Source organism: Pseudomonas glycinis (genome assembly GCF_054871425.1).
Genome location: NZ_JBTYHF010000005.1, coordinates 492,170 through 503,954, shown reverse-complemented (window position 1 = coordinate 503,954; position 11,785 = coordinate 492,170). Strand labels below are relative to the sequence as shown.

The 11,785-nt window shown below is 61.2% G+C and carries 6 protein-coding genes, 1 tRNA gene and 1 pseudogene; 1 reads left to right on the top strand and 7 read right to left on the bottom strand.

Annotated features, from left to right (window positions below; translation table 11 throughout):
- Positions 1-1,564: pseudogene (locus ACYSTU_RS15295) on the top strand (hypothetical protein); the annotation flags it as partial.
- A 434-nt stretch (positions 1,565-1,998) separates the two neighbouring features.
- Here the strand turns inward: ACYSTU_RS15295 and ACYSTU_RS15290 are convergent.
- From ACYSTU_RS15290 to fdnG, 7 genes are all read right to left on the bottom strand, one after another.
- Positions 1,999-2,094 (bottom strand) — tRNA-Sec (locus ACYSTU_RS15290).
- A gap of 5 nt (positions 2,095-2,099) precedes the next feature.
- Positions 2,100-4,016 (bottom strand): selenocysteine-specific translation elongation factor, encoded by a 1,917-nt coding sequence (gene selB / locus ACYSTU_RS15285; protein ID WP_498999756.1) that lies wholly within the window; start codon positions 4,014-4,016, stop codon positions 2,100-2,102.
- On the bottom strand, positions 4,013-5,425 hold the full coding sequence (gene selA / locus ACYSTU_RS15280; protein ID WP_498999753.1) for an L-seryl-tRNA(Sec) selenium transferase: 1,413 nt from the start codon (positions 5,423-5,425) through the stop codon (positions 4,013-4,015). Before selA ends, selB begins: the two co-directional genes overlap by 4 nt.
- A 705-nt stretch (positions 5,426-6,130) precedes the next feature.
- Complete coding sequence (gene fdhE, locus ACYSTU_RS15275) at positions 6,131-7,057, bottom strand: formate dehydrogenase accessory protein FdhE (RefSeq protein WP_498999750.1); 927 nt, start codon at positions 7,055-7,057, stop codon at positions 6,131-6,133.
- A gap of 3 nt (positions 7,058-7,060) precedes the next feature.
- Positions 7,061-7,726 (bottom strand): formate dehydrogenase subunit gamma, encoded by a 666-nt coding sequence (locus ACYSTU_RS15270; RefSeq protein WP_071172525.1) that lies wholly within the window; start codon positions 7,724-7,726, stop codon positions 7,061-7,063.
- Entirely contained in the window at positions 7,723-8,658 is a 936-nt protein-coding gene (gene fdxH / locus ACYSTU_RS15265) for a formate dehydrogenase subunit beta (RefSeq protein ID WP_016774818.1), read from the bottom strand. The genes ACYSTU_RS15270 and fdxH overlap by 4 nt, the downstream gene beginning before the upstream one ends.
- Entirely contained in the window at positions 8,659-11,724 is a 3,066-nt protein-coding gene (gene fdnG / locus ACYSTU_RS15260; protein WP_498999746.1) for a formate dehydrogenase-N subunit alpha, read from the bottom strand.
- Positions 11,725-11,785 lie beyond the last annotated feature (61 nt).

The following is an 11,785-nucleotide window of genomic DNA, read 5'->3' as shown; positions in this document are numbered from 1 at the left end:
GAGCCATTTGCCCAAGCCGCTGATCACGCAGGCATCCGAAGCAGGCGAAGGGAGCGAGCTGGACGTCAGCCAATTGACCTCGAACGCCACCCTTCGCGTGAACAGCTATCCCCTTATCGCGCTGAAACAATATGTCTGGCTCAAAGCGAAAGGGACTTTAAAAAGCGGGGGTGTGTACTCGAAAACCTTCTGGCAACCACCGGGTTCGCAGACCAATGCGACATGGATTAATCAGGGTTTTTACAAGCACAACGGCTTTCCATTGGCGGACTTGCAAAGCCTGGAAGATGGCAGTGACCTGGAACTGGAATTCAAGGCAGCCTTTGGCGGCAGTCAAGTCGAGAGCGAGGCCGTGACGTTTGCTTTACGTACTTACAAGGTCAAGGCCTTTGAAGACATAGTGCCGACCCTGGACTCGGTAAAAGGCTCACCAAGTGGTGCGGATATTCCAAACGGCGGCACTACGGTCGAAACCGCTGTGACGCTGAGCGGTGTAGCAGCCAAAGGATACAAAGTCGATGTGCTGGACGGCACTACCTCAAAAGGTCAGCCGACCGCCGACCCGGTAACAGGCATCTGGACATTGCTTGTTGCCGCACTGACAGTTGCCGCGCACAGTTTCACTGCAAAAGCGCTGTACGGTTCGGGACAAACCTCTGCGGCGAGGACCTTTACTGTAACGACTTCCACTGGACCCACGCCAATCGCCGAAATTGAGGTCGGTCACGAACCGAGGTACATAACCATCAGTCCGGACGGTACCCGGGCTTATGTCGCCCATTTTCAATACGAATCAGTATGGGTGATTGATACCGCAACTAATAACGTCGAAGCCAAAATCCCGTTCATAGCCAGGCATATCGCGTTCAGGCCGGATGGTAAGCGCGCTTACATGGGCAGTGCTGGAGACACGGTCTTGGTGATTGATACGGCGAGCAATAACGTTCTGAAGAGTGTTCAAGTCGGACTTGTCCCGACAGGGATCGCTGTCAGTCCGGATGGTAGCCGTGCATATGTTTGTAATGCCAGTGGTAAAAGCATCTCTGTCATTGATACGTCGACGAATGAAGTCCTGACCACCTTCTCGGTCGAAGGCCAACCGTATCATATTGCTTTCAGTCCGGACGGTACCCGCGCGTATTTCACTTGTCCCGGCAGGCTGGCGGTTCGGTTGATTGACACTGAAACAAATCAAGTCTCGATTGGAGTCGTGTTTGGTTATAGAGGGTTTTACGTCGCTGTTAGCCCGGACGGTACCCGCGTTTATGTCAGCCAGGATCAAAGCACTAAGGTGTGGGTGTTTGACCAGGATTTAAAACAAGTGTTGGCGAAAATCGAAGTCCCACGCAATCCACAAAACCTCGTTTTCAATCACGACGGCAGCCTTCTGTATGTCCCCTGCAGTGCTGACGTGATCGCGGTAATTGATACGGCAACGCATCAAGTCCGCAGGAACATCGATGTAGGCCACTTGCCTGCCGATATGGCCCTCAGTAAGAATGGTACGCAGGCTTATGTTTGCAAGTTCGATAACAACGCGGTTTGGCTGATCGATCTGGTTTGATCGCTAGCGTTTGCAGCGCACAACGTCACCAAGACGCTCTGGGTCCCTTCCCGAACCGCACGCTATGCGTGCGTTAGGCAAAGGATTCGCAGGCGTTGGCCGCAGGTTTGCGCTTTGGTATCTGCGGTCGTTTCCGGCACAAAGGGGACGCACAAAGGGAACGAATTTATCATCTCAATCGGTGAATCGGGCAGTGAATAATCGAAATATCCCAAAGTGATGCAGGAAGACTGAGTTATTCGCTGTTAACTGCTCCGAAGGGGCCGTCGGATCCGATGTATTTTTTTATTTTAACGATGATGTTTAAAAGACAGCGAGCTATGGGGCTAGAACACTTTCTCCGGCATTCAGAACCAAAAGATCGCAGCCTTCGGCAGTTCCTAAAAATCGATGTAAGAGCTGCCAAAGGCTGCGATCTTTTGCTTTGGGGAAACTGGCGGAAGACAGCCGGAGTCGAACCTGCCCGGGAACGGATGCCGTCCCCAACCGGGTTTGAAGCCCGGCCGCGCCACCGGGCGCGATTGTCTTCCTGAACTCAGGGTGCGCAGGCGTTGGCCAGCGCGTTGTCGGGGCGGATCTGGCGGGATTCGCCGAGGCGGCGGGTCAGGCCGAGTCGGTCGAAATATTCCAGATACTGAATGCAGCGTTTGCGTCCCAAGCCTAGCGCATCACGGAAAGTTGTCACCTCAATCGCTGAATTTTCTTCGGCGAGTTTCAGCAGCAGCGCCGCCATTTGTCGCAGGACGATGTCGCTGATGAACAGGTCGCGCACCACTTGGTGCATCAGGCCCAGGCGTGCGAGTTTGCGCAGCAGCAGGCGGACACTGGCGTCGTCTTCGCCGAGCATTTTCGCGGCGTCGCGCACCCACGGCGGGTCGAAACCGGCCTGTTCGAACAACGGCTGTAATTGCTGCCAGAGGATTTCGTCGTCGGCATTCAGGCGCACCTGATGGTCGGGCAGGTGCAGCCAGGGGCCGCTGGCGAGGATCGAGCCGGCGCTGAGCAGTTCGTCGAGCAGGCTGATGAACGTCGAGCGTTCCAGTGCCAGCGCGCTGAAGCGGCGCAGGCGATCGCGGTCCGGGCCCATCTGATCGGGTTCCTGTTCGTGGAATCGCGCCAGTTGTTCGAGCAAAGTGAACTTCAACTGGCCCCAGCGCTGCACGTTGAACAGCAGCGGGCCTTGACGGGTGTCGATCAGGCGGATGTTTTCCGCCAGCGTCCACTGCGCGCGCGGGCGGTTGAACTGGCGTTCCAGGCGTTGCGGGTCGAGGCCGCCGGGGCTGTGGTTGAGCAGTGCCGGCAGGGCCTGTTCGAGGCTGACGCTAAGGGCAAGGGTTTGCAGTTGCGCGAGGCGTTCCGGGCTGCGACGTTGGCGCGCCGGGGCGAACGGGTCGAGCACAACGCCGCCGCCCAATGTGCGCTGGGCGCTGGCGTCGCGCAGGATCAGCCGATCGCCCTTTACCGCGTGCACTGGTGCGTTGATCAGCAGTTGCGCGAACATGCGCCCGCCGGGGCTCAGGCGCGGGCCTTGCAGCAAGGCGACGCGGGCGATGACATCCTGGGTGCCAAGATGCAGATGCACCGGGTGGAAGTGTTCAAAGGTGCGCTCGCCGGGCAACAGCTGAAAGTCGATGTCGATGCGCTGGGTCGGGACATGCAGCCAGTCCGCCAGCAGCCATTGGCCACGGTGGATCTGCGTCAGTTCCAGACGTTCGCCGCTGAGGTTCAGCGCCACACGCTGACCGGCGAAGGCCTGCTCAGCGGCCTGGTTTTGCGCGTGCAGGCCCCGGATGCGCACCGATTTGCCCGCAGGCCCCAAAACAAGTTTGTCGCCCACCGCAACCGTGCCCGACAACGCCGTGCCCGTGACCACAATCCCCGCACCCGCGAAGCTGAACGCCCGATCAATCGCCAGGCGAAAGCCGCCCTCGCAACTGCGCGCCTGCACCTCGTTTTGCGCCTGCAATAACGCCGCGCGCAACTCATCGACGCCCTGCCCGTTCACGCTCGACACGGTAAAAATCGGCGCATCAGCAAATGGCCCGGGCGCGAGCAGGTCGAGCACCTGACGCTGCACCTCTTCCACCCTGCCCGCTCCCGCCCGGTCGCATTTAGTGATCACCACCAGCGCGCGGGGAATGCCGAGCAGTTCGACGATCGCCAGATGCTCTCGCGTCTGCGGCATCACGCCGTCGTCGGCCGCGACCACCAGCAACACCAGATCGATGCCCTGCGCACCAGCGAGCATGTTGTGGGTGAATTTTTCGTGACCGGGCACATCGATGAAGCCGGTCAGCCCGGCGCCCGCTTCTAGCTCGGCGTAGAGATAACCGAGGTCGATGGTCATGCCGCGTTCGCGCTCCTGCGGGCGGCGGTCGCCGGTTTGTCCGGTCAGCGCTTGCAACAGCGAAGTCTTGCCGTGGTCGATGTGCCCCGCTGTGCCGACGATCACTGGTCGACCTGCAATTGGGGCAGTTGCGCCAGCCACGCTGGCTCATCGTCAAGCTGGCGTAGATCCAGCCACAGCGCATCGTCGCCGATTCTCCCGAGCACCGGGATCGGCAAACCGCGCAATGCCACTTCAAGATTGAGCAGATAGCGCCCGCGCCAGCGCTTGGACACTTGCGGGCGACAACACAGCGCCGCGCTCGGCAGACGCGCCACCGGTTGGCTGCCGCTGCCGATCATGCCCAACGCCTCGACTGCACTGACCTGCCAGACCTCGCCCAACACATCGGCGAGCAACGGTTTCAAACGCACAGCCTGCGCATGGATCTCGGCTTGCGGCCGAGTGAGCAGGCGGAGGCTCGGCAGACGCTCGGCGAGACGATCAGGGTCGCGGTACAAACCGAGCACCGCCTCCAGCGCGGCCAGGGTCAACTTGTCGACCCGCAGCGCACGCTTCAATGGATTTTTCTTGATCTTCGCGATCAGTTCTCTGCGCCCGACAATCAATCCGGCCTGCGGCCCACCGAGCAATTTGTCGCCGCTGAAGGTGACGATGTCGGCGCCATCGAGCAAGGCCTGCCGCACCGTCGGTTCCGCCGGCAGGCCCCAGCGCGTCAGGTCGAGCAGACTGCCGCTGCCCAGATCTTCCAGCAACGGCAAGCCATGAGCGTGAGCCAACTCGGCCAGTTCCGCAGTCGCCACCCGCGCGGTGAAGCCTTCGATGCTGTAGTTGCTGGCATGCACGCGCATGATCAACCCGCTGCGCGGGCCGATTGCCGCTTGGTAATCCCGGGCATGGGTGCGGTTGGTGGTGCCGACTTCATGCAGGCGCACGCCGGCGCGGGCCATGATGTCGGGGATGCGGAAGGCGCCGCCGATTTCGATCAGCTCACCGCGCGAGATGATGCCTTCCTTGCGCGCGCCGAGGCTGTTGAGGGTCAGCAGCACGGCAGCGGCATTGTTGTTGACCACGGTGACGGCTTCGGCGCCGGTCAGTTCGCGGATCAGGCCTTCGATCAGATCGTCCCGATCACCGCGCTTGCCGCTGGACAGATCGAACTCGAGATTGAGCGGATAGCGCGCGGCCATTTGCACCGCTTCGATGGCTTCCTCCGGCAGCAAGGCGCGGCCGAGATTGGTGTGCAGCACCGTGCCGGTCAGATTGAATACCCGGCGCACCTGGCTGCGTTGTTGTTGCGCCAAGCGTTCGCCGACGCGGCCGGCGAGTACTTCGGCGCCGATTTCCACCGCCGCCAATTGCCCGCTCAACACGCCGGGCCGCAGCTCATCGAGCAACTGACGCAGGCCCGTCAGCAAAGAATCCCGGCCGTAACGCTCGGCCAACGGCGCGCACGCCGGGTGACGCAACAAGCCATCAATGGACGGCAACCGCAGGGCAACGCTGGAAGACATCAGCCACTCCTGATTTCACTGAAACAATCCCTTTTGGGAGCAAGCTTGCTCCCGAAAGGGTTTCAGAAGTGTAGACGCACTGCCGGAGCTAGCTTGCTCGCGAAAGCGGTAAGTCAGTCAATGTGGATGTGGCTGACCTGACGCCTTCGCGAGCAGGCTCGCTCCCACAGAGAAATCCGGGGCTGACCGGGCTTTGTGATTCGGCACACAAATCTGTGGGAGCAGGCTTGACCAGCGATTGCAGTGGGTCAGTCAAAGAGGGCGGTGGATGTGCTGACCAATCGCTGGCAAGCCAGCTCCCACAAGGATTCGGGGTGGAATGAACATTGTTGGTCACCACAAAAACCTGTGGGAGCGAGCCTGCTCGCGAATGCGGTGTGTCAGTCAATGTGGATATGGCTGACCTGACGCCTTCGCGAGCAGGCTCGCTCCCACAGAGAAATCCGGGGCTGACCGGGCTTCGTGATTCGGCACACAAGCCAGCTCCCACAGGGATTCGGGGTGGAATGAACATTGTTGGTCACCACAAAAACCTGTGGGAGCGAGCCTGCTCGCGAAAGCGGTAAGTCAGTCAATGTGGATGTGGCTGACCTGACGCCTTCGCGAGCAAGCTCGCTCCCACAAAGAAACCCGGGGCTGACCGGGCTTTGTGATTCGGCACATAAACCTGTGGGAGCACACCCCCCTCCCACAATTTTGCTCTGGTCAGTCGTCTCCCGGCGCCAGTAGCAGATTGGGCGCCAGACGCTGATAGCCGTCCTGGGCCAGGCGCATGTCCAGCAGCAAACTGCCGAGATCTGCCGACAACGCCTCGGCTTCGGCATCGTTCTCAAGATAGAGCAATTTCAGGTAGCTGTTGCAGCTGGGGCAGACTTCGGCGCGCAGCGGGGCCTGTTCGGCGCTGTGCCGATCGTCTTCCTGGCTCAGGTACTCGAGGCCCTTGCTCTGCTCGCAATACACGCACTTGACCCGCACCACATGCCATTCGCAGGCACACAGCGAACACACCAGATAGCGCAAACCGTTGTGCTTGCCGCGATGGCGAATGACCCCGGCCATGGCCGGTGAACCACAGGCCGGGCATTGGCTGAGGCTGTCGCCGGGTTTGAGTTGCAGTTGCGGCACGCTGAGCAGCCAGTGGCTCCAGGCGGTTTGCAGCGCCGCGCCGAGAAACGGCACCAGCGCCGCCGGCACCAGCGAATACTGACCGCTGACCAGCGCCACCGCCCACGCGCGCAACTGACCGGGACCTGCGGCGCGCAAAGTATCCAGCGCGTCGATCACCGCTGGCTGATCCGCAGGCACATAGCGCTGCAGCAAGGCATTCAGCCACGGCTGCCAGGCATCCTCACGCACCAAGGTGTCTGCGGCGAAGGGCGGCAGACCGTGCTGCTGACAGGCTTCGAAACGCTGCGCATCAAACGGCGCGGTCAGCGGCGGATCGTCGAAGACCTGCTGCTGCGCCCGGCACAACCCGGCCATCAGCCGCAGATAATCCGCCAACCCATTGCCCTCGGCCAGACGCTCAAGCCGCTCTGCACGCAGGGCAAACAGGTCACGCGGCGGCAGATACAGAAACGGCGGCGAACTGGCCGCCGCCTCGATTTCCCCAGGTTCAAGAATGCTTGGCAAAAGTCAGCCCTTTTTCGTCAGCGGTCGCTCGGGCACGTCCCGAGGCTGTTCGTCGCGGGTCACCTCGCGGTACCACAGTTCATGGTGTTTCTTCGCCCACGGCCGGCTGACCCAGCCATGCAGCATGGCGTCGACCGAACCCTTGATCCACAAACCGGCGTAGATGTGCACGATGATGCTCAGCACCAGCACGAACCCGGCCAGCGCATGCAACAGCATGGCCCAGCGGATCGTGGTGATGCCGAAATACGCGCTGAACCACGCGCGCCAGATCACCAGCCCGGTGAACAGCAACGCGAGCATGCACAGCAGTAAAGTCCAGAACAGCAACTTCTGCCCGGCGTTGTATTTGCCCACCGGCGGCACGCTTTCCTCGTCGTTGACCATCACCCGATTGATCCGCCGCAGCCATTGGCGGTCATTGGCGATGAAGAAGTTGGTGCGCCAGAAGCTGAACACCAAGCCGAGAAACAGCACGAACATGGCAATGCCCATGTACGGGTGCAGGATCCGCGTCCAAGTGCCGCCGCCAAACAGGTTACTGAGCCAGAACAGCGACGGATGAAACAACGCCAGCCCGGACAACCCGGCCATGAAAAACAGAATCGCCACCAGCCAGTGATTGGTGCGCTGGTTGGCGCTGTAACGCAGGATCGTCTTGTTGCTCATGGCCGCTCCTCCCCGCGTGGATCGAAGGTGTGCACCGCCGGATCGACCACGTGCACCGAGGTGTCGGGTGGCGTCGGATGTTCATCCTCCTCGACACGATTCGGCCCGATGCGCACGTAGTGGAAGAACCCGGCCAGCACCGCCGCGCCCATCGCCAGCAGGCCGAGGGGTTTGCTGATGCCTTTCCACAAGCCCACCAGCGGACTGATTGCGGGATGGTCCGGCAAACCGGCGTAGATTTTCGGCGTATCGGCGTGATGCAGCACGTACATCACGTGGGTGCCGCCGACGCCTGCCGGGTCGTACAAACCAGCGTTTTCAAAGCCACGGCTTTTCAGGTCGACGATGCGTTCGGCGGCGTGTTCTTTCATATCTTCCTTGGTGCCGAAGACGATCGCGCCGGTCGGGCAGGTTTTCACGCAGGCCGGCTCCAGCCCCACCGCCACGCGGTCGGAACATAGGGTGCATTTGTAGGCCTTGTGATCCTTCTGCGAAATGCGCGGGATGTTGAACGGGCAACCGGTGATGCAATAGCCGCAACCGATGCAGTGGTCCTGATCGAAATCGACGATGCCGTTGGCATGCTGAATGATCGCCCCGGGGCTCGGGCACGCGGCCAGGCAACCGGGCTCGGCGCAGTGCATGCAGCCGTCCTTGCGGATCAGCCATTCGAGGTTGCCCGCGTCGGTTTCGTGCTCGGTGAAGCGCATCAGCGTCCACGAATCCGCCGTCAGATCCTGCGGATTGTCGTAGGTGCCGTGGTTGTGGCCGACCTCGTCGCGCAGCTCGTTCCATTCCGAGCAGGCGACCTGACAGGCTTTGCAGCCGATGCATTTGGTCGTGTCGATCAGCTTGGCAACGCCCTGCTGGGTCCTAACCGACGGCGGCACAGTGGTGGTGGCCGAGCGGGCAATGATGTCTTGGCTGGCCATTTACAGTTTCTCCACGTTGACCAGGAATGACTTGGATTCCGGGGTCTGAGTGTTGCCATCACCGAGGAACGGCACCAGGGTGTTGGTCAGGTAGCCGTGACGCGTCAGGCCGGTGAAACCCCAGTGCAGCGGGATGCCGATCTGATGCACGACCTGGCCGTTGACCTGCAGCGGCCGGATCCGTTTGGTCACCACCGCCACCGCTTCGATAAAGCCGCGCTTGCAGCTGACCCGCACGCGATCGCCGGCAGCGATGCCCTTCTCGTTCGCCAGCACCTCGCCGATTTCGACGAATTGCTCGGGCTGAGCGATCGCGTTCAACTTGCAGTGCTTGCTCCAGAAGTGGAAATGCTCGGTAAGCCGGTAGCTAGTGCCGGCGTACGGGAAGTCCTTGGCTTCGCCGAGGGTTTCCCAGACCGAATCGAAGATCCGCGCCGCCGGGTTGCTGGTGGCATTCTTGTTCTGCGGGTGCAACGGGTTGATGCCTATCGGCGTTTCGAACGGCTCGTAGTGCTCAGGGAATGGACCTTCGTTCATCTTGTCGACGGCGAAGAACCGCGCGACGCCTTCGGGGTTCATGATGAATGGGTTCATCCCGGCTTCCGGCGGCACGTCGGCCTTGTAGTCAGGGACGTCGGTGCCGGTCCAGGCCTTGCCGCTCCACCACACCAGCCGCTTTTTCGGGTCCCACGGTTTGCCCGCCGGATCCGCCGAGGCGCGGTTGTAGAGAATCCGCCGATTGGCCGGCCATGCCCACGCCCAGCCTTGATGCTGGTGCATGCCAAATGGGTCGGCGTTATCACGACGGGCCATCTGATTGCCGGCTTCGGTCCAGCTGCCGGCGAAAATCCAGCAACCGGACGCGGTGCTGCCGTCATCCTTGAGCAAACCGAAGCCGGCCAGTTGCGTACCGGCCTTGACCGTGACGCCGCTGGCATCGGTGAAATCGCTGACAGCGGTGCCGTTGATTTCCCGCGCCAGTTCTTCCGGCGAAGGCTCGTCGGGGATCTTGTACGGCCACGACAGTTTCAGCAGCGGATCAGGAAACTTGCCGCCCTCGCTCTGATAACGCTGGCGCAGGCGCAGGAACAGTTCGCTCATGATGCGAATGTCGGTCTGCGCTTCGCCCGGACCATCGGCGCCCTTCCAGTGCCATTGCAGCCAGCGGCTGCTGTTGACCAGCGAGCCGTCCTCCTCGGCAAAGCAAGTGGTCGGCAGGCGAATGACTTCGGTCTGGATTTCAGCGGTTTTCACGTCGTTGTACGGCCCGACGTTCTGCCAGAACTCCGAGGTTTCCGTGGCCAGAGGGTCCATCACCACCAGCCACTTGAGCTTGGCCAATGCGCCCATCACGCGGTTCTTGTCCGGCAACGCGGCGATCGGATTAAAGCCCTGACAGAAGTAGCCGTTGACCTTGCCCTGGCTCATCAGATCGAACATTTTCAGCACGTCGTAGTTGGGGATGTCGAGCTTCGGCAAATGATCGAACAGCCAGTTGTTCTCGGCGGTGGCATTGGCGCCGTACCAGGATTTCATCAGGCTGACGTGGAATTTGCTGTAGTTCTGCCAGTACGACAGCTGCCCCGGTCTGAGCGGAACCTGCGTGCGTTTGAAGATGAACTGGCCATAGTCCTGCTCGCTGTCGCTGGGCAGCGTGAGGTAGCCGGGCAAGGCGTTGGACAGCAGGCCGAGGTCGGTCAGGCCCTGGATGTTCGAGTGTCCGCGCAGCGCATTGACGCCACCGCCGGGCATGCCAACGTTGCCCAACAGCAGTTGCACCATCGCCGCGCTGCGGATGATCTGCGCGCCGATCGAGTGCTGCGTCCAGCCGAGGGCATAGAGAATCGTCATGGTCTTGCCCGGTGTCGAGCAGGTGGCAATTTCTTCCCAGATTTTCTGCATGGCGTCGACCGGCATGCCGCAGATCTGGCTGGCCAGGTCGATGTTGTAGCGGCTGTAATGCTGCTTCATCAGTTGATAGACGCAGCGCGGGTCTTGCAGGGTCGGGTCGACGCGGACAAAACCGTCCTCGGCGAACTCGTAGCCCCAGCCGGACTTGTCGGTGTAGCTGCGTTTTTCCGCGTCATAGCCGCTGAACAGGCCGTCTTCGAAGCCATAACCGGCTTTGACGATGAACGACACGTCGGTGTAATTGCGCACGTACTCGTGCTGGATCTTGTCCTCGGTCAGCAGGTAATTGATCAACCCGCCCATGAAGGCGATGTCGGTGCCGGTGCGGATCGGCGCGTAATAGTCGGCCACCGAAGCGGTCCGGGTAAAACGCGGGTCGACCACGATCAGCCTCGCAGCATTGTGCGCCTTGGCCTCGGTCACCCATTTGAAGCCGCACGGATGCGCTTCTGCTGCGTTGCCGCCCATTACCAGGATCAGATTCGCGTTGGCGATATCGGTCCAGGTGTTGGTCATGGCACCACGGCCGTACGTCGGGGCAAGACTTGCCACCGTCGGACCGTGTCAGACACGCGCCTGGTTATCGAACCCCAGCAGGCCGAGGCTGCGAATCACCTTCTGGGTGATGTAGCCGGCTTCGTTGGATGCCGCCGATGCCGCGAGGAAACCGGTGGTCAGCCAGCGATTTACCGTCTGCCCGTTAGCATTTTTCTCGATGAAGTTGGCGTCGCGGTCGGCCTTCATCAGGTCGGCGATGCGATCGAGGGCTTCGTCCCAGCCGATGCGCGTCCATTCATTGCTGCCGGGCTTGCGCACTTGCGGGTACTGCAAGCGGCCGGGGCTGTGAATGAAGTCGAGCAGGCCCGCGCCTTTCGGGCACAGCGTGCCGCGATTGACCGGGTGGTCGGAGTCGCCTTCGATATGAATGATGTTTTGCGCCACGTTCTTGCCGGCATCGCCCTGGCTATACATGATCAAACCGCAACCGACCGAGCAATACGGGCAGGTGTTGCGGGTTTCACGGGTGTGGGCGAGCTTGAAGTGACGCACCTGCTCGGCGAAGGCCGCCGTCGGGGCCATGCCCAACGCGCCCAGGCTTGAGCCTGCAAGGCCGATACCGGCGACCTTGAAGAACTGACGACGGCTGAGATCCATCGTGCACTCCTGATCAGGTGGAACCCGGTACTTGTGCCGGGCTTTATCTGGACAATCACGG